Origin of the sequence: Halotalea alkalilenta DSM 17697 (genome assembly GCF_000621205.1) — a bacterium.
In the GTDB taxonomy this organism is placed as follows: domain Bacteria; phylum Pseudomonadota; class Gammaproteobacteria; order Pseudomonadales; family Halomonadaceae; genus Halotalea; species Halotalea alkalilenta.
The window spans coordinates 98,719-117,253 of sequence record NZ_JHYY01000022.1; the positions used below are offsets into that span (position 1 = coordinate 98,719).

Here is an 18,535-nt window from a genome sequence, read left to right on the forward strand (position 1 = left end):
CCAATACCGGCGCGGGAACTTCCAATTATCGATGATCGGTGAGACATGGCTCGATATCTGATGCAGCGGATCGGCCTGGCGCTGCTCGTCTGCGTTGCCGTTTCGCTTTTGGCCTTCACCCTTCTGAACGCTTCGGGCGACGTCGCGATCGCGGTGGCGGGCGAGGAAGCCACCGCCGCCCAGATCGAGGCGATCCGCGAAGATCTCGGCCTCAACCGACCGCTGGCGGTGCGCTATGGCGAATGGTTGGCTAACGCAGTGCAAGGGGATTTCGGCAACTCGCTGTTTTTCCGACAGCCGGTGGCCGAGCTGATCGCATACCGGCTGCCCAATACCATGACGCTGGCGGTGATGGCGCTTGGCGTCATGCTCGCGCTGTCGGTTCCCTTGGGCGTCGCGGCCGCGCTGAGGCCCAATAGCATCATCGACCGCGCCGCGATGCTGATCGCGGTACTGGGGCAGGCGATGCCGAACTTCTGGTTCGCGCTGATCCTGATCGTGGTGTTTTCGCTGACGCTCGGCATCGCGCCGCCGTCGGGCTCGGCTACGCTCGGGCATTTCGTGCTGCCCGCCATTGCGCTCGGATATTACTCCACTCCGCCGATGATGCGGCTGATCCGGCAGGGCATGATCGAGGCGCTGTCCTCCGACTACATCCGCACCGCGCGGGCCAAGGGCATCAGCGGCTGGAAGGTCGTGTTCAAGCACGCGCTGCGTAACGCGGTCATTCCGGTGGTTTCGCTCACTGCGGTGCAGTTCGGCAACATGCTGGGTGGATCGGTGGTGATCGAGACGGTGTTCGGCATTCAAGGCCTTGGCTTCCTGGCATGGGAATCCATCTCGCGCATGGATCTGCCAGTGGTGCAGGCGGTACTGCTGATCGTTGCGGTGTTCTACGTCGTCATGGTCCTGCTGGCCGACTTCATCAACGCCTGGCTCGACCCGAGGATCCGTACCCAATGAACGGTCCGGAGCTCATCGTTCCTAAAGCGCGTCGCAAGGGGTTCGCCGCCCGCGCCTTCGCCAATCCGGCCTTCGTCTGCGGTGCCGTCACGCTGGGTCTGATCTTCGCCATGGCGGTCTTCGCGCCGCTGATCGCGCCTTACGATCCGCTGGCACAGGACATGACGAACCGCACTGCTTCGCCTTTCTGGCTGGCAGGGGCGGACTGGGCACATCCCTTCGGCACCGACGGCCTGGGCCGTGATTATCTGAGCCGGATCATCTATGGCGCGCGCATCTCGTTGCTGATCGGGATATTCACCGTGATCACCTCAGGGATCATCGGCACCGTGATGGGGGTGGTCGCGGGCTATTTCGGCGGCAAGGTCGATCTGGTGATCAACTTCCTGATCATGACACGGCTGACGCTGCCGGTGATCATGGTGGCGCTGGCGGTGGTCGCGATCTTCGGCGGCTCGCTCACCGTCGTCGTGCTGGTGCTGGGATTACTGCTGTGGGACCGTTTCGCGGTCGTCATACGCTCCGCCGTGATGCAGATCCGCAATCAGGAGTACATCCAGGCCGCGCAGTCGATGGGCTATTCCACGCCGAAGCTGCTGTTCAGGGAGCTATTGCCCAACATCTTCGACCGCTTCGCCGTCATCGCTACTTTCGAGATGGCCCACGCGATCCTGCTCGAGGCGTCGCTCTCCTTCCTCGGGCTTGGCGTTCAACCGCCGACCCCCTCGTGGGGCCTGATGGTGGCCGAGGGGCGCCAATACCTGCTGTTCGACAGCTGGCTGATCCTGATTCCCGGCGCCGCGATCTGCGTTCTGGTGCTGGCGATCAACATGATGGGCGATGCCTTGCGCGATGTGCTGGCCCCCGAAAACAGGAACTGAGAAACCGACATGACCCGTTCCACCGTTGTCGCCGATGCTGGAGCCTATGTGGAGGGCGGCGCCTTCCTCAACGAGATGCGGGCGCGCCTGGCGATCCCGTCCGAGAGCCCTCGCGAGGACAGTGCCCCTGACCACCTGCGCTACCTGAACGAACAGATGTGCCCAATGCTCGAAGGCATGGGCTTCACCTGCCGGATTCTGCCGAACCCGCGGCTCGAGCGTCTTCCTGCGATGTTCGCCGAGCGAATCGAAGATTCCTCCCTGCCCACCATTCTGACCTATGGCCATGGCGACGTGCTGTGGGGCATGGCAGGCGATTGGAAGGAGGACCGCAGCCCGTGGGAGGCAACGCTTGCGGGCGGGCGCATCTACGGCCGGGGTGCCGTCGACAACAAGGGCCAGCACACGATCAACCTCGCCGCGCTGCGCCTGGTGCTCGAGGCGCGTGGCCGTCTTGGCTTCAACGTCAAGGTGCTGATCGAGATGGGCGAGGAGTCCGGGTCGCCGGGTCTCGCCGAGATGGCGCAGGACCACAGGGACCTACTGGCGGCTGACGTGCTGATCGCGTCAGACGGACCGCGCGTTTCGACCCATATGCCGACGGTATTCCTTGGCGCGCGCGGCGGGCACGGGTTCCATCTGATCTGCGAGCTGCGTGAGGGTGCGTACCACTCCGGCAATTGGGGAGGACTGCTGCCCAACGCAGGCATCCGTCTGGCCCACGCGCTGGCCACGATCACCGACGCCAAGGGGCGGATCAACATCCGCGAATGGACACCGGGTACGATCCCCGCGAACGTTCATGCGGCGCTGAACAAGATCGAGATGGAAGTCGGCCCCGACGATCCCGAGACCGACCCCTCATGGGGCGAGCCTAACCTGACCGGGCCCGAGCAGGTCTATGGCTGGTGCAACTTCGAGGTGCTCGCCTTCCACTGCGGTCGCCCCGAAGCTCCGGTGAACGCCATTCCCGGCACGGCGAAGGCCACCTGCCAGCTCCGCTACGTCGTCGGCGTGGACCGCGATCGCATTCTGCCTGCCCTGCGCGAACACCTGGATGCGAACGGCTTCGATGATATCCGTATCGAGCCTATGGACCGGGGCTTCTTCCGCGCCACCCGCACCGATCCCGACAATCCCTGGACCCGCCTGGTAGTGGCCTCGATCAAGCGTACCACCGGCAAGGAGCCCGCGGTCCAGCCGAACTTCGGTGGCTCGCTGCCCAACGAGGTGTTCGCCGAAACGCTTGGCATGCCGACCATCTGGATCCCGCATTCGCACCCGTCCTGTTCGCAGCATGCGCCGGACGAACACATGATGGTCAGCGTCGCGAAAGAGGCCGCGCAGATGATGGCCGGTCTGTTCTGGGACATCGGTGAAGGAAAGTCGCGGCCATGACGCAGCCCGTCCTGTCGGTGCGTGGCCTGACGGTCGATCTGCCCAAGAATGGTGATCGTCCCCACGCGGTCAGCGGGATCTCCTTCGATATCCATCCGAACGAGATCGTCTGCGTCGTCGGCGAAAGCGGCTCGGGCAAGTCGGTCACGGCCTTCACCGCGATGGGGCTGCTGCCCAAGGCGCTGAAGCCCTCGGGCGGGCAGATGCTGTTCGAGGGGCAGGACCTGCTGAAGATGTCGCGCCGTGAACATACCCGCCTGCGCGGCAAGCGTATGGCAATGGTGTTTCAAGAGCCGATGACCGCCCTGAACCCTTGCTTTACCGTGGGCGACCAGATCGAAGAGATCTTCAAGGCCCATACCAGGCTGGCCAGGTCCGAACGCAAGGCCCGGACGATGGCCCTGCTGGAGGAGGTTCGCCTGCCTGATCCGCCTCGCGTCTATTCAAGCTTTCCGCATCAGCTTTCGGGCGGGCAGCGCCAGCGTATCGTGATCGCCATCGCGCTTGCGATGGACCCGACGTTGCTGATCGCGGACGAACCGACGACCGCGCTGGACGTGACCACGCAGGCGCAGATTTTGTCGATGTTCAAGACTTTGAAATCCTCGCACAGTGCCGGAATCCTGTTCGTCACCCACGATTTCGATGTGGTGGCGGAAATCGCCGATCGTGTCGTGGTGATGCAAAAGGGTCTCGTCGTCGAGCAGGGCACTGCGGACGAGGTGCTGAACGATCCCCAGCACCCTTACACCCGCCAGCTGATCGCCGCCGTCCCTCGTAAGCGCGAGGATGCGCCCGAACCGCTGAGTGACGAGGTCGCGCTGCGTGTGCAAGGGCTGAAGAAGACCTATCACGTCGCCGGCACGCTGACGCGGAAGGCACGCACGGTTCACGCGCTGCACCCGACGGATTTCACCGTCCGCAAGGGCGAGACGCTGGGCATCGTCGGCGAGAGCGGCTCGGGTAAGACCACGCTGGTGCGCTGCCTGATCCGCCTGCTGGACCCGGACGACGGTGCGATCTGGATCGGCAGCCGCAACTTCGCCCAAGGTTCGCGTGCGAGCCTGCGCGCTGCGAGGAAGGACATCCAAATCGTCTTTCAGGACCCCTATGGATCGCTCAACCCCCGGCGCTCGATCGGCGAGCAGCTGATCGGCGCACCGATGAACTTCGGCGTCTCGCGCAGCGTTGCCTGGGGGCGCGCAAAGCGGCTGATGAAGATCGTGAGGCTGGAGGAGGAGGCGCTCTACCGTTATCCGTCACAGTTCTCGGGTGGGCAGCGTCAACGTATCTGTATCGCACGCGCGTTGATGGTCGAGCCCAAGATCCTGATCGCGGACGAAGCGGTGTCCGCACTGGACGTGTCGGTGCAAAAAGAGGTGCTGCTGCTCCTGGCCGACATCAAGCGCAACATGGGGCTGACGATTCTATTCATCACCCACGACCTGCGTGTCGCCGCGCAGATCTGCGACAACCTGATCGTGATGAGCAAGGGCCGCATCGTGGAGCGTGGAACCGTGGCCGAGGTTTTCGGCAATCCGCAGCAGCCCTATACCCGCCAGCTTCTGTCGGCCATGCCGGGACGCAAGTGGGAGGCGCCGGATGTGGCGTGACGATGACCTGACGGAACGGAACAGAGGGCGACGCCGTACATCGACCTTGCGCCTGCTCATCTCCGGAATGCGGTCGAGAAGCTCGATTCACGTTCCATTCACAGGCAAAACCTGAGCGCTTGGAGATTTGCTGGAGGGAAGGCGAATAGCGGAAAGAACGATCATTTAGAAGTGGTGCCGGCCATGGGACTCGAACCCACACACCTTTCGGCACAGGAACCTAAATCCTGCGTGTCTACCAATTCCACCAAGCCGGCACGGCGGGCGACATTATGCCTGCCGAGGCTCGGCGAGTAAAGAGCCGCCAACGCCCGGCGCACAGGGGCTGTGTGCTTCGGACGCTCTCTTGGTGTTTACATCGCAAGTCAGAGAGATGCGCGCCGCCTCTGCACAGAGACAGAGCGGATAGCGCACCCGATATCCTGGGAGCGAGGTATGTGAAAAAGGCCTGGTGATACGCTGATAGGCTTCGATCTAATGACAGAATACGTTTTCATGCGCTGTTCAAGGATTCGAAGAGTTCTTTTACGCTTTTCCTGTCCGTTTTGACCGTGATCTCCACGCAGTCGGCCAGTTGATTGATGATGAATATTCCCGGTTTGGACTGAAGTTTTTTCCTCAAGGTGGTTCGGTCATATAGGTAAGTGTGCACATAGATGGATCCTTTGCACCGTGACCCATAAGAATCCAGAGCTTTGCGCAGTTCTCCTATGGTTTTTTTCTGTCCAATATGGAAAGGCGACGTTTGATCGTACACGATTATCTCTCTTTTCTGATTGAGAGCCATACGGTATATCACAGGATTTTCAGCTGGATAGGTCATTTAAATTATGTTTTTTGGGTATTTATGTAAAATGAATTGGCGATGGATGAAATGATGGTTGATGGAACAAAATGAGTGAATAAGGTGGGTTAACATTGGCGCTGTCGGGTGAAATAATCGTACGGTCGATAGTCGGAGAAATGATGTTTTGTCCAACGCTGTCATCATCTTCACGGAAATTAAAATATTGCCTTGCGGCAAGTCGCCTATTGAAAAGCCGGGGTTCGAGGGGCGAGCGCATCCAGTCGGCGTGGCAACCTGAACTTGCGTGGCCGAAGATGCCGCAATAGATACGGCCTGTTCGCCAAGCCTTTCGCTGCGAGTCGGGAACGCCGGCTGGATGGTCCTCAAGCGAGCCATTCGCGCGGCGATAGAACGATTGAGTCGGCGCGAATGGAGAGGTGGGATGGGGGTATTTCCTTGGTGGGAGAGGGCGCTGTTGCACCTGCTTCCCGGACATTGCCCCTTGTGTCTGGGGCGGCCACGGTACGGGATGCCATGGTGCGCTGCGTGTTTCGCGGCGCTGCCGCGAAACCGGGCGGCGTGTCTTGGTTGCGCCGAGCCGCTCCCGGACGGTGCGCGTGGCTTGCACTGCTCACGCTGTTCGAGCGCGCCGCTGTTGATGAGCTCGAGTAGCGCGCCGCTGGTGTTTTGCGATGAGATCGCGTGGCTGGTGAGGCGCTTCAAGTTCGAGGGTGATTTGCGTGCCGGACGTCTGCTGGTGGAGCTGGCGCTGGCGGTGCTGATCGAGTCCGATGAGCGTGATTGGAGCCTGCGATTCGACGGACTGCTGGCGGTGCCTTCGGACGCGGTGCGCGTCCGTGAGCGCGGATTCGACCATGCCGACTGGCTGGCCCGACGCTTTGCCAGGCGGGTCGGCATGCCGCTGCTGCGCGCACGACGCCTGCGGGCAGCCGGCAGTCAGCGTGGGCTCGGGCGCCGGGCGAGGCAGCGCAATCTCACCGATGTCTTTAGCTTGTCCACCCCACCACCGGCTCGTGTGCTGCTGTTCGACGATGTGATGACCACCGGCGCAACGTTCGAGGCGCTGGCGCTGTGCTGTTTCGATGCGGGGTGTCTCGAGGTAGCGGCCTTAGCACTGGCACGCACGCCCCGGAGTCTGCCGATCAGACGATGAGTGGCAGAGAAAACGCAGCAGGAAGTCGATACGGGAACTGTGCTTCCCGGCGATGGCGGGCCGTCGCCGGGAAGCCGACCGGCTCAGGCGGCAGTGGTGACCGCACGGTTGAGCGATTCGGCGACGGCAATGGCGCTCTCCCGGGATTCGTGGCGGCTGAGCGCGGCGTCGTCACGAGGCGTACGGCGAACCACCAGCCAGTAGGCCGGGGCGGGATCTGCGTCTTGGAGATAATAGGGAATGACGGCGTGGTGCATGGCGGAGCCCTCTAGTTATTCGTTATCGGCGACACACCTTACTACCTTAGTCGTGCTGGACCGCTCAGGCCAACGTGCAGGTGGGGTGGTACGTCCCAGATTGGCGTGATGACGTCTTGGTGCCCGAATGCCAGGGTGCTACCTGCGCTCAGATAGGGTTAATTCCGCCAGGCGGGTGGTGCGTTCATGCTTGTAGGACATTTCCTCCAGGCAGGTGACGATGGACAAATTTACCTGGCTAGTGGCGCTGATGTTCATCCTGGCGCTTGGCCTGACCCTCTACGTCAGGATGTATTGAATCCTCGAGCGGGGGTCAGCCGCGTCCGCGCTTGCGTTTGGCGCGACGGCGGTTGCGAGACAGGCGTACCTCGGGCGAAGGGAAGACCCAGACCTTGGCGATGATGAAGACGAGCAGTATGAGGATCGCCAGGGCTAGACCGAGATAGGGAAGAATGCCGGCCAGCCATAGGAGCGGCGCTTCCGAATCAGCGGTTTGCATTGCATGGACTCCTTGATGACGAAAGCCGAATGGACGCCGCTGCCGATGATTACAGGCGGTGGCAGCGATGACGAAGGGCCTGATTTCATGATCACAAACGCAGGTGCGCGCCATGCGCTGCTCGCGATGGCATCCGGCGCCGTACTGCTGCTTTCCGGATGCGCCTCCCAGCAGACCAACGAAGCGATCCAGGGCACCGCAGAGATCACTCGCGCCGTATTGCAAGTGTTCACGCTGTGATCGTGGTGGCCGGTCGATTGGTCGGTTCCAGGTCGCGCGAGTGTACCTAGGTGCACTGACAGCGTCGATGGCAGGTGAGAGGCTAAGCAAGAGCAAGGAGCGCTGCAAGCGCAGGATGCGAGTCGAAGATCGAGGTTCCTGACGTTTTTACTCTTCTTCCGACCCACTTCGTTCGTTGAGGTGGGTTTTTTTCGTCCATCGCCCCGGATATGGGGCATTCTATGGCGGTGTTGGTCGTCGCTTGAGTTTCACGCCCCCGCGCCGCTGGATGGATGCTCCATGTGTTTTTTCTTCTACGTGCTCGATGTGATCCTGCCTCCGCTGAGCGTCTATTTTCAGACTGGCCTGAGCGGCACGCTGCTGCTCAATCTGGCGCTGACCCTGCTGGGCTGGGTGCCGGGAATCATCCACGCGCTGATGGTCACTGGCGAGCTGTGTTGAGCAAGGCGTCGCCGCGGGGCGCTCGAGCTTTTATACTGTCGGGCTCCCGATGCGCCGCTGAGTTCGAAGATGTCGATGCCCACACTACTGAATCTGTCGATACTGGCGCTGGCCTCGCTGCCGGTGCTGTGGCGCTGGTGGCAGTGGCGCCGGCGGGGAGGCGCCTGGTGGCCGCGGCGCGACGATGAGCCACAGCGGCGCGCGTTCGCGCGCGAGGTGAAAGGGCCGCTGTTCGCCTCGCTGAGCCTTGCCGTGCTTGCCATGCTGATGCTCCATTACCGCTGAGACCGTTCGCCCGGCGGCGAGATTCCCTCCTAGCTTCGGAGACCCGATGCCACCCGATACCCGCTCCCCACCATTTTCGAATCTCGATCCGATGACGATCGCCGACGCGATCGAGTCGCTGGGTTTTTCGCTCGGCTCGGAGCCGTTCGCGCTCAACAGCTACGAAAACCGAGTGGTCTCGTTTCGCGACGACGATGGCGGACGCTGGGTGGCGAAGTTCTATCGCCCCGCGCGCTGGTCGAATGCCGCGATCCTCGATGAGCACGCGCTGTTAGGGCACCTCGAGACCGACGGGGTGCCGGTTGGGCCGCTATGGCGCGATGCCGGTGGCAGAAGCCTGTTCGAGTTTGCCGATCAGCGCCTGGCGATCTTCGCCCAGGTCCCCGGGCGGGCACCGTCGCTGGACGACCCCGCCCAGCTGTTCGCGCTGGGGGAGGTGATCGGCAGGATGCACGCCAGCGCGCAGTCGCTGGAGCTTCTCCACCGTCCGCATTTCGATGCGGTGTCCAGCTGCAGCGCCAGTCGCGAAACGGTGCTGGCCAGTGGTCGACTGCGTGGGCGGCTCGCCGCCGACTACGCCGATATCTCCGCACGGCTGATCGAGTCGATCGAATCCCTGCGCCTGCCCGATGCCGCCTCGATCCTGGTGCATGGCGACTGCCATGTCGGCAATCTGCTCGGTGACGGTGAGCACTTCGCCCTGGTCGATTTCGACGACTGCATGTACGCACCGGCGGTGCAGGACCTATGGATGCTGCTCGGTGACGATCACGAGCAGGGCTGGCGTTCGCAGCTCGAAGAGCTGGTGGAGGGCTACGAGCAGTACCGCTCGTTCGATCGCGCCGAGATCCAGTGGATCGAACTGCTGCGCAGCGTCAGGCTGATGCGCCACGCTGCCTGGCTGCTGGCGCGCTGGGACGATCCTGCATTCCCCCGCGCTTTCCCTTGGGTCGAGGGCGATGGTTTCTGGCATGACCAGCTGCGCGCGCTCGAGCTCCAGCGGGTGGCCATCGCGCGCAAACCTTGGCTGGCATGAGTGCGATGCCAGCGCGGAATGGCTAGAATGAGCCCTCTTCGAGCGGCGCGGGCCGCCGCTTCACGTACCTTCCGGACCCCCAACGATGACAGACCAACTCGCTCGCCACTATCGCGCCGTTATCAGTGAGCTCGGCGAAGATCCCACCCGCGAGGGCCTGCGCGATACGCCCGAGCGCGCCGCCAAGGCCATGCAGTTTCTCACCTATGGCTACCAGCAGACGCTGGAGGAGATCGTCAATGGCGCAGTGTTCAGCTCATCGACCGATGAGCTGGTGCTGATCAAGGACATCGAACTCTATTCGCTCTGCGAGCACCACATGCTGCCGTTCATCGGACGTTGCCACATTGGCTACCTTCCCAGCGGCAAGGTGCTGGGGCTGTCGAAGTTCGCCCGTATCGTCGACATGTACGCCCGCAGGCTGCAGATCCAGGAGGAGCTGACCCATCAGATCGCCTCGGCGGTGGCCGAAGTCACCGGTGCCGCAGGGGTGGGGGTGATCATCGAAGCGCGCCACATGTGCATGATGATGCGCGGCGTGCAGAAGCAGAACTCGAGCATGAAGACCTCGGTGATGCTCGGGGAGATGCGCGAGAATCTCAATACCCGCCAGGAGTTCCTGACCCTGGTGGGCACACGCTAGGGCGTGTCGTCACGCCCTGGTCCGTCCGCCTGCACCGTGCCGCGCGGCCGGATCCGATACGAGGAGCAAGGCCATGCAAGCGTTGAGTTCAAGGCTGAATGACGAGGCGCTCTTTCGTCCCCATGCGTTCATCGATGGCAGCTGGGTCGCCGCCGACAGCGGCGCGCAGATCGATGTCGATGATCCAGCGAGCGGCGAGATCATCGCCCAGGTGCCGAAGCTAGGCCGTGAAGAGGCCGAACGGGCGATCGCCGCGGCCCATGCAGCTTTCCCCGCCTGGCGGGCCAGGACCGCGCTCGAGCGCGCGGACATCCTGATGCGCTGGTACGAGCTGATGCTCGAGCACAAGCGCGACCTCGCCATGATCATGACCCTCGAGCAGGGCAAGCCGCTGGCCGAGGCCGAAGGCGAGATCGTCTACGCGGCGAGCTTCATGCGCTGGTTCGCCGAGGAGGCGCGGCGTAGCTACGGCGACACCATCCCCGGTGCCAAGACCGGCCAGCGGATCCTGGTGCTCAAGCAGCCGGTTGGCGTGGTCGGTGCGATCACGCCATGGAACTTCCCTTCCTCGATGATCACCCGCAAGGCTGCGGCGGCGCTGGCCGCGGGATGTCCGATCGTGATCAAGCCGGCGAGCCAGACGCCGCTTTCGGCCACGGCGCTGGCAGCGCTGGCCGAGCGCGCCGGGGTGCCACGCGGGGTGTTCAACGTACTGCCCGGCTCGGCCGCGGAGATCGCCGCCGCGCTGACCGAGTCGCCGCTGGTGCGCAAGATCACCTTCACCGGCTCCACCGAGGTGGGCAGTCGGCTGATGAGCCAGGCCGCGGCCCATGTGCAGAAGATTTCGCTCGAGCTCGGCGGCAACGCGCCCTTCATCGTCTTCGACGATGCCGATCTCGATGCCGCGGTGCAGGGGGCGATGGCGTCGAAGTTCCGCAACGCGGGCCAGACCTGCGTTTGCACCAATCGCTTCCTGGTCCAGAGCGGCGTGATCAACGCCTTCAGCGAAAAGCTCGCCGCGGCGATGCACCATGAGCTCAAGGTAGGGCCCGGTACGCAGGAGGGGATCAGTATCGGCCCGATGATCGACCAGAACGCGGTGGAGAAGGTCGGCGAGCACGTCCAGGATGCGCTCGACAAGGGCGCCGAACTGCTGCTCGGCGGTCAGCCGCACAGCCTCGGCGGACGTTTCTTCACCCCGACCCTGATCAACGGTGCCACCGCCGAGATGAAGGTGGCGAGAGAAGAGACCTTCGGTCCGCTGGCGGCAGTGTTCTCCTTCGAAAGCGAAGAGCAGGCGATCGCGATGGCCAACGATACCGAGTTCGGCCTGGCCGCCTACTTCTATTCCCGCGACCTGGGCCGGGTCTGGCGCGTCGCCGAGGCGCTCGACTACGGCATGGTGGGGATCAACGAAGGGCTGATCTCCAACGCAGCCGCTCCTTTCGGCGGCGTCAAGGCCTCCGGGCTGGGGCGCGAGGGGTCGAAGTACGGCCTCGATGAGTACCAGGAGACCAAGTACCTGTGCATCAACATCGGTAGCTGACGGCATCGGAGCGCCCGGCGAGCGAAAAAAGCTGCCGGGCGTTTTTTTCATCCTGTTAATTAACCTGGGTTGATCAAGAGTCGCTTGATGAAAAAAGCCATCCTGGGCTATCTTTACGTCATAGGATCAACTTGATCGACTCGCCTTGCGAGGCGATACGCGACCGGAGGTAGCTGCGATGATCAAGCAAATGAACTTCGGCATGCTGCATTTCGCCGTCACCTTCGCGGTGTTCTTCGCCCTGACGCGCGATCCATGGCTCAGCGGTCTGGCGTCCCTCATCGCCCCAGTGCTCAATCTGGTCGCGGGTGGGGCCGCCGGTGCATTGAACCAGCGGCTTTTCCGTCCCGAACTGAAGCCCTGCCGGATTCGCTCGAGGGATCAAGAGCGCCGCCCGCGTGACCATGCGCACTGACCTCTGTCCGGGGTCAATGACCTCGCGGTGAACGCGCCGCTCGCATCGGGCGGCGAAGAATCGGGCGGTGAAGAATCGGGCGGTGAAGAATCGGGCGGTGAAGAAAAGAAGAGCCCTGGGGATCAGTAGAATGCTCCCCAGGGCTCTGTTCTCTACGGTTGCGCGCGCGGCCCTGCCGGAGCGGGCCGCGTCTGGCTCAATGGCGGAAGTGGCGCATGCCGGTGAAGACCATGGCGATACCCGCCTCGTCAGCGGCCTCGATCACTTCCGCGTCACGCATCGAGCCGCCTGGCTGGATCACCGCGGTGATCCCCGCCTGGGCGGCGTTGTCGATGCCATCGCGGAAGGGGAAGAAGGCGTCGCTGGCCATCACCGAGCCAGGCACTTCGAGACCGGCGTGCTCGGCCTTGATCGCCGCGATCCGCGCCGAGTTGACCCGGCTCATCTGGCCGGCGCCGACGCCTATAGTCTGGCGGGACTTGGCGTAGACGATCGCATTGGACTTGACGAACTTGGCGACTTTCCAGGCGAAGATCAGGTCATGCAGCTCTCGCTCGCTCGGTGCGCGCTGGGTCACCACCTTGAGCTCCCCGGCATCGATCATCCCGGTATCCCGGCTTTGCACCAGCAGGCCTCCGGTGACTCGCTTGTAGTCCCAGGCGGGAAGCCGCTCGGCACCCCATTCTCCGCACTCGAGCAGGCGCACGTTAGCCTTTGCGGCCACCGCATCGCGCGCGGCCTGGCTGATCCTCGGGGCGATGATCACCTCGACGAACTGGCGCTCGACGATCGCCTTGGCGGTATCGCCATCGAGTTCGCGGTTGAAGGCGATGATTCCGCCGAAGGCCGATTCGGTATCGGTGGCGAAGGCGCGCTCATAGGCCGCGAGGATACCGCCCTCGTCATCCGGTACCACCGCCACGCCGCAGGGATTGGCATGCTTGACGATCACGCAGGCCGGCTTGCTGAACGCCTTGACGCACTCGAGCGCGGCATCGGTATCGGCGACGTTGTTGAACGACAGCGCCTTGCCCTGCAACTGCTTTGCGGTCGAGACCGAGGCCTCGGCAGGTTCGGGTTCGGTATAGAACGCGGCGCGCTGGTGGGGGTTCTCGCCGTAGCGCATCTCCTGGCGCTTGACGAAGCGCTCACCCCAGGTGCGAGGGAAGTTGGCCTGCTCGCCCTCGACGCGCAGGCCGAGGTAGTTGGCGATCGCCGCGTCGTAGGCGGCGGTATGCTCGAATGCCTTGACCGCCAGATCGAAGCGCAGCGCCTGCTCGATGCCGCCGTCGTTGCGCTCGAGCGCGTCGAGGATGCGAGGGTAGTCGCTGCTCGAGACCACGATGGTGGTATGGGCATGGTTCTTGGCGCAGGCGCGGACCATGGTCGGGCCGCCGATGTCGATGTTCTCGATCGCATCCTCGAGGGTGCAGTCGGGATTGGCGACGGTGCGCTCGAACGGATAGAGGTTGACCACCACCATGTCGATCGCCGCGATGTCGTGGGCCGCCATCACTGCATCGTCCTGGCCACGCCGGCCGAGGATGCCGCCATGGATCTTCGGATGCAGGGTCTTGACCCGGCCGTCCATGATTTCAGGGAAACCGGTGTGCGCCGAGACTTCGGTGACACGGATGCCTTCGCTTTCGAGCAGTCGGTAGGTACCGCCGGTGGAGAGAAGTTCCACGCCGCGGGCATCGAGGGCTCGGGCCAGATCGACGATGCCGGTCTTGTCGGAAACGCTCAGCAGCGCTCGGCGCACGGGGGAGATGCTTATGCTCATGGGAGACTCGCAGGCTCGGGTGGTGGGGGGAAATCTCAATGGCGACGGTGCCCGGCGAATGCGGGTCGGGCATCGTCATCGAATCAGAGCAGGCCGTGCTGCTTGAGCTTCTTGCGTAGCGTGCCGCGATTGAGACCGAGCACCTGGGATGCCGCGGTCTGGTTGTCGTTGACGTGGGCCATGACGCTGGCGAGCAGCGGCGCTTCGACCTCGCTGAGCACCATCTGGTAGAGATCGGTGACGCTCTCGCCGTCGAGATGCTCGAAGTAGCGTTGCATGGTCAGCGCCACCGTCTCCCTCAGCGTGGCCTGGCCGTCTATCGCGTGGCCGGCATCGAGCGCTTCGACGGCTTCGTCGGCGATCGTTTCCTGATCGAGAAGTACGGGAGGTCTGTCGTTCATTGGATCGTGCTTCCGTCGGACGCTGCGTCTTTCGGCGCGGTGGAAAAATAGCGATTGATGTAGACGAGCTGGGCGGTGCTCGTTTCCAGCGCATTGAAGTCGGCGCGAGCGCGGGCACCATGGGTAAGCGTAGCGAGATACCAGCCAATGTGCTTGCGCGCGACACGAATACCCATGTGTTCGCCGTAGTGTTCGTAGAGCGCGAGAAGATGCTCGCGCATGGTCGCTTCGCGCTCGGCAAGCGTCGGCGCCGGCATCCGTCCGCCATGGCGCAGGTAGTGATCGATCTCGCGGAAGATCCACGGGTTGCCCTGGGCGCCGCGTCCGATCATCAGTGCATCCGCGCCGGTGACGGCGAGCACGTGGGCGGCCTTTTCCGGCGAATCGACGTCACCGTTGGCGATCACTGGGATCTTTACCGCCGCCTTGATCGCGCGGATCGTCTCGTACTCGGCTGCCCCTTGGAACTTCTGTGATCGAGTGCGGCCGTGCACCGCCAGCGCCTGGATGCCGAGCGACTCGGCGAGACGGGCGATGCGGACCCCATTGCGGCTCTCATCGCACCAGCCGGTGCGAATCTTCAAGGTCACCGGCACGTTGACCGCGCCGACCACCGCGCTGAGGATTTCGCCGACCAGCGCTTCGTCACGCAGCAGTGCCGAGCCCGCGGCCTTGTTGCAGACCTTCTTCGCTGGGCAGCCCATGTTGATGTCGATCACTTCGGCGCCGTGGTCGGCGTTGGCCTTCGCCGCGTCGGCCAGCATCTGTGGGTCGCCGCCGGCGATCTGTACCACCCTCGGGCCCAGCTCGCCCCTGTGGTCGAGGCGCAGCCTGGACTTGGGAGTGTGCCACAGCTTGCGATCCGAGGTGACCATCTCCGATACCGCCAGGCCCGCGCCGAGACGCCGGCACAGGGCGCGGAAAGGACGATCGGTGACGCCGGCCATCGGGGCCAGTACCAGGCGATTGGCGAGCGTGTGGGCGCCGATGCGAAACGGCGCGACGGCGGATGAGGTCATCGACGGTATTTAGGGAACTATGAGAGGGCGCCTATGATAGCCGCCTGGCCTGGGTTGTTGAAGCTACCCCGGACGAAAAGGGCAAAAAGACCTACGCTGCGTCCGCGGCGCGCGACGCAGCGTAGGCCTCGATCAGCGTGGTCGACGCCCGACGATGCGGACCCAGCCCTCGCGCTCCTCGATCTCATCGACCACCAGCCCCTGCTCGGCATAGGCGTCGCAGATTCCGTTCGCTTGGTTGGCGAGGATGCCGGAGAGCGCGAACCGCCCACCGGGGCCGAGACGCCCTGCGATCATCGGCGCGAGCTCGACCAGCGGCCCGGCGAGGATGTTGGCGGTGACCAGATCGTACTCGCGTTCGGGCGCCTCCTCGGGGAAATGCAGCGCGAAGCGGGTTTCGATGATCTGGTTGCGCTCGGCGTTGTCGCGGCTCGCTTGCAGCGCCTGGGGATCGATGTCGGTGCCGTCGGCGAAGGCGGCGCCGAGCTTGAGCGCGGCGATGAAGAGGATGCCGGATCCGCAGCCGATATCGAGCAGTTCGCGCTCGTCGAGTTCGCCGGCCACCGCTAGTCCGTCCAGCCACTCGAGACACAGCGCGGTGGTCGGGTGGGTGCCGGTGCCGAAGGCCAGGCCCGGATCGAGCAGCAGGTTGACCGCATCGGGCTCGGGCGCCTCGAACCAGCTCGGTACGATCCACAGCCGCTGGCCCATCTTCAACGGCTCGAAGCCGTCCATCCACTCGCGGCTCCAGTCACGGTCCTGGAGGATTTCGTACTCGATCTCGGGGCAGGGGGTGTCGGGTTCGACCGCCGCCCACTGAGCGCTCACCCGTTCGAGCATCGCCTCGACCCCTTCCAGATCGTCGTAGAGGCCGGTGAGCACGGTTTCGGCCCATAGCGGTGTGGTGCCGAGCTCGGGCTCGTAGAGCGGGCGATCCTCGGCATCTTCCAGGGTGATCGCACAGGCGCCCTCGTCGAGCAACAGCGATTCGAGGGTCTCGGCGTGGCTGGGATCGATGCGTGCCTTGAGCTGTAGCCAGGCCATGCTGGGCTCCTTGTCTGTCTTTGGGTCTGTGGCTGCAATGCGCCAGGCGGTAACGAAGCGGGGGAGGCGCCGATCGACCGACGCCTCCCCCGTGTGCTTCCCGGTGGCTTCAGCTGAGGCCCAGCTTGTGCTCGAGGTAGTGGATGTTGACTCCACCACGGGCGAAGGCTTCGTCCCGGACCAGATCCTGCTGCAGCGCGATGTTGGTCTTGATCCCTTCGACCAGCAGTTCGTCGAGCGCATTGCGCATACGCGTCATCGCGCTCTCGCGATCTTCACCGTAGGTGATCAGCTTACCGATCAGCGAGTCGTAGTTCGGTGGCACCGTATAGCCGGTATAGAGGTGCGAGTCCATCCGCACACCGAGGCCGCCAGGGGCATGGTAGAACTCGATCTTGCCAGGCGACGGCATGAAGGTGCGCGCGTCCTCGGCGTTGATCCGGCATTCGAAGGCGTGGCCGCGCAGCTCGACGTCCTCCTGGCGGATCGACAGCGGCAGGCCGGAGGCGATGCGCAGCTGTTCCCTGACGATGTCGATGCCGGTGACCATCTCGGTGACCGGGTGCTCGACCTGCACGCGAGTGTTCATCTCGATGAAGAAGAACTCGCCGTTCTCATAGAGGAACTCGAAAGTGCCCGCGCCGCGATAGCCGATCTTCAGACAGGCATCGACACAGGCCTTGAGCACCTGGGCACGCGCGGTGGCGTCGACGTGGGGCGCGGGAGCCTCCTCGAGCACCTTCTGGTGGCGGCGCTGCAACGAGCAGTCGCGGTCGAACAGGTGGATCGCGTTGCCCTGGCCGTCGGCCAGTACCTGGACTTCGATGTGGCGCGGGCGCTCGAGATACTTCTCCATGTAGACCACGTCGGAGCCGAAAGCGGCGTTGGCCTCACTCTTGGTGATCGCCACCGAAGAGACCAGCTGGGAGGCATCGCGGACCACGCGCATGCCACGGCCGCCACCGCCGGCGGCGGCCTTGATCATCACCGGGAAACCGATCCGCTTGGCGATCTCGAGCTGCGCGTGTTCATCGTCCGGCAGTGGGCCATCGGAGCCGGGCACGGTCGGCACGCCCGCCGCCTTCATCGATTCGATCGCCGATACCTTGTCGCCCATCAGCCGGATCACGTCGGCGGTGGGGCCGACGAAGATGAAGCCGGAGCGTTCGACCTGCTCGGCGAAATTGGCATTCTCGGACAGGAAGCCATAGCCCGGGTGGATCGCCTGGGCATCGGTGACCTCGGCGGCGGAGATCAGCGCCGGGATGTTGAGATAGGAGGCGCTCGATGGTGCGGGGCCGATGCAGACCGCTTCATCGGCAAGGCGCACATGGATCAGATCGCGGTCGGCCTTGGAGTGGGCGGCGACGGTCTTGATCCCGAGCTCCTTGCATGCGCGTAGGATACGCAGTGCGATTTCGCCACGGTTGGCGATCAGTACCTTTTGCAACATGGGGCTACTCGCTGGATGGATTGAGTGGACGCTTTCGCTTTCAGTCTGCGAACAGCTCAACCGATCACGATCATGGGCTGGTCGTACTCGACCGGCTCGCCATCTTCCACCAGGATCGCCTCGATCACGCCATCCTTGTCGGCTTCGATCTGGTTCATCATCTTCATCGCCTCGACGATGCAGATGGTATCGCCGCGCTTGACGCTCTGGCCCACTTCGACGAATGCCTTGGCGCCAGGGGCGGGCGCGCGGTAGAAGGTGCCGACCATCGGCGAGGTCACCTGGTGGCCGGTCGGCGCCGCGGGTGCTGCGGCGGGCGCTTCGGCCACGGCAGCAGGGATCGGTGCAGCGCTCGGCTGGGCGTAGTAGGTGGCGCTCGGCATCTGCATCGGCTGGCCGCCGGTGAAGTTACGGCTGATGCGTACGGACTCCTCGCCCTCTTGGATTTCGATTTCGCTGATGTTGGATTCTTCGAGCAGCTCGATCAGTTTCTTGACTTTGCGAATGTCCATGGGCGGTCCTGTGAAATATCCGGGGTGAATGCGCAAAGCGCGTAACGGCCTGGCAGGGACGTCAATGCGAAGCTCTTCGGTAGGCGCTGTTAACCTTGTCGCCAACCGTGAAGATGCCTGCACGATACTCGACGTTTGCCCTAAT

Annotated in this window: 20 protein-coding genes and 1 tRNA gene; 12 read left to right on the forward strand and 9 right to left on the reverse strand. The window is 63.6% G+C overall.

Going from position 1 to position 18,535, the window contains the following annotated elements:
- Positions 1-45: 45 nt before the first annotated feature.
- From Q376_RS25310 to Q376_RS0103315, 4 genes are read left to right on the forward strand one after another with little or no spacing between them, the layout of a single operon-like run.
- On the forward strand, positions 46-963 hold the full coding sequence (locus Q376_RS25310) for an ABC transporter permease (RefSeq protein ID WP_027349096.1): 918 nt from the start codon (positions 46-48) through the stop codon (positions 961-963).
- A complete protein-coding gene (locus Q376_RS0103305; protein ID WP_052364911.1) occupies positions 960-1,844 on the forward strand; it encodes an ABC transporter permease in 885 nt (294 codons plus the stop codon). The genes Q376_RS25310 and Q376_RS0103305 overlap by 4 nt, the downstream gene beginning before the upstream one ends.
- Before the next feature lie 9 nt (positions 1,845-1,853).
- The gene (locus Q376_RS0103310; protein WP_027349098.1) at positions 1,854-3,242 is read left to right on the forward strand and encodes a M20 family metallopeptidase; all 1,389 of its coding nucleotides are present in this window, start codon (positions 1,854-1,856) and stop codon (positions 3,240-3,242) included.
- Entirely contained in the window at positions 3,239-4,855 is a 1,617-nt protein-coding gene (locus tag Q376_RS0103315) for a dipeptide ABC transporter ATP-binding protein (RefSeq protein WP_027349099.1), read from the forward strand. Before Q376_RS0103310 ends, Q376_RS0103315 begins: the two co-directional genes overlap by 4 nt.
- Before the next feature lie 172 nt (positions 4,856-5,027).
- On the opposite strand, the gene Q376_RS0103320 is transcribed toward Q376_RS0103315, so the two are convergent.
- Positions 5,028-5,112, reverse strand: a tRNA-Leu gene (locus Q376_RS0103320).
- 1,188 nt (positions 5,113-6,300) lie between these two features.
- Here Q376_RS0103320 and Q376_RS0103330 point away from each other — a divergent pair.
- A complete protein-coding gene (locus Q376_RS0103330; RefSeq protein ID WP_052364912.1) occupies positions 6,301-6,816 on the forward strand; it encodes a ComF family protein in 516 nt (171 codons plus the stop codon).
- 83 nt (positions 6,817-6,899) lie between these two features.
- Here the strand turns inward: Q376_RS0103330 and Q376_RS24645 are convergent, their stop codons facing one another.
- Together Q376_RS24645 and Q376_RS0103345 are read right to left on the reverse strand one after the other, a co-directional pair.
- The gene (locus Q376_RS24645; RefSeq protein WP_155834125.1) at positions 6,900-7,073 is read right to left on the reverse strand and encodes a hypothetical protein; all 174 of its coding nucleotides are present in this window, start codon (positions 7,071-7,073) and stop codon (positions 6,900-6,902) included.
- A 313-nt stretch (positions 7,074-7,386) separates the two neighbouring features.
- The gene (locus Q376_RS0103345) at positions 7,387-7,572 is read right to left on the reverse strand and encodes a hypothetical protein (protein ID WP_027349101.1); all 186 of its coding nucleotides are present in this window, start codon (positions 7,570-7,572) and stop codon (positions 7,387-7,389) included.
- A gap of 15 nt (positions 7,573-7,587) precedes the next feature.
- Here Q376_RS0103345 and Q376_RS0103350 point away from each other — a divergent pair, with 15 nt between their 5' ends.
- From Q376_RS0103350 to Q376_RS21295, 7 genes are all read left to right on the forward strand, one after another.
- Positions 7,588-7,812: a hypothetical protein gene (locus Q376_RS0103350; protein ID WP_155834127.1), complete on the forward strand. Its 225-nt coding sequence runs from the start codon at positions 7,588-7,590 to the stop codon at positions 7,810-7,812.
- 279 nt (positions 7,813-8,091) lie between these two features.
- Positions 8,092-8,253, forward strand: coding sequence for a YqaE/Pmp3 family membrane protein (locus tag Q376_RS23910; protein WP_027349103.1), 162 nt, complete (start codon positions 8,092-8,094; stop codon positions 8,251-8,253).
- Between the two features lie 75 nt (positions 8,254-8,328).
- A complete protein-coding gene (locus Q376_RS0103360) occupies positions 8,329-8,538 on the forward strand; it encodes a hypothetical protein (protein WP_027349104.1) in 210 nt (69 codons plus the stop codon).
- A gap of 46 nt (positions 8,539-8,584) precedes the next feature.
- A complete protein-coding gene (locus Q376_RS0103365) occupies positions 8,585-9,574 on the forward strand; it encodes a serine/threonine protein kinase (protein WP_027349105.1) in 990 nt (329 codons plus the stop codon).
- 85 nt (positions 9,575-9,659) lie between these two features.
- The gene (gene folE / locus Q376_RS0103370) at positions 9,660-10,217 is read left to right on the forward strand and encodes a GTP cyclohydrolase I FolE (protein WP_027349106.1); all 558 of its coding nucleotides are present in this window, start codon (positions 9,660-9,662) and stop codon (positions 10,215-10,217) included.
- Positions 10,218-10,290: 73 nt separating this feature from the next.
- On the forward strand, positions 10,291-11,763 hold the full coding sequence (locus tag Q376_RS0103375) for an NAD-dependent succinate-semialdehyde dehydrogenase (protein WP_027349107.1): 1,473 nt from the start codon (positions 10,291-10,293) through the stop codon (positions 11,761-11,763).
- A 178-nt stretch (positions 11,764-11,941) separates the two neighbouring features.
- Positions 11,942-12,178 (forward strand): DUF2061 domain-containing protein, encoded by a 237-nt coding sequence (locus Q376_RS21295; RefSeq protein ID WP_043446013.1) that lies wholly within the window; start codon positions 11,942-11,944, stop codon positions 12,176-12,178.
- A gap of 196 nt (positions 12,179-12,374) precedes the next feature.
- Here the strand turns inward: Q376_RS21295 and purH are convergent, their stop codons facing one another.
- The 6 genes from purH to accB all read right to left on the reverse strand — a co-directional run bounded on the left by purH (position 12,375) and on the right by accB (position 18,390).
- Entirely contained in the window at positions 12,375-13,961 is a 1,587-nt protein-coding gene (gene purH, locus Q376_RS0103385; RefSeq protein ID WP_027349108.1) for a bifunctional phosphoribosylaminoimidazolecarboxamide formyltransferase/IMP cyclohydrolase, read from the reverse strand.
- 83 nt (positions 13,962-14,044) lie between these two features.
- A complete protein-coding gene (gene fis / locus Q376_RS0103390; protein WP_081803375.1) occupies positions 14,045-14,362 on the reverse strand; it encodes a DNA-binding transcriptional regulator Fis in 318 nt (105 codons plus the stop codon).
- Positions 14,359-15,381: a tRNA dihydrouridine synthase DusB gene (gene dusB, locus Q376_RS0103395; RefSeq protein ID WP_052364913.1), complete on the reverse strand. Its 1,023-nt coding sequence runs from the start codon at positions 15,379-15,381 to the stop codon at positions 14,359-14,361. Before dusB ends, fis begins: the two co-directional genes overlap by 4 nt.
- A 132-nt stretch (positions 15,382-15,513) precedes the next feature.
- Positions 15,514-16,425, reverse strand: coding sequence for a 50S ribosomal protein L11 methyltransferase (gene prmA / locus Q376_RS0103400; protein ID WP_027349111.1), 912 nt, complete (start codon positions 16,423-16,425; stop codon positions 15,514-15,516).
- A gap of 109 nt (positions 16,426-16,534) precedes the next feature.
- Positions 16,535-17,878 carry an acetyl-CoA carboxylase biotin carboxylase subunit gene (accC, locus tag Q376_RS0103405; protein WP_027349112.1) on the reverse strand — a complete coding sequence of 448 codons (1,344 nt, stop codon included), beginning with the start codon at positions 17,876-17,878 and terminating at the stop codon, positions 16,535-16,537.
- 56 nt (positions 17,879-17,934) lie between these two features.
- Complete coding sequence (accB, locus tag Q376_RS0103410; protein ID WP_027349113.1) at positions 17,935-18,390, reverse strand: acetyl-CoA carboxylase biotin carboxyl carrier protein; 456 nt, start codon at positions 18,388-18,390, stop codon at positions 17,935-17,937.
- Positions 18,391-18,535: the final 145 nt, after the last annotated feature.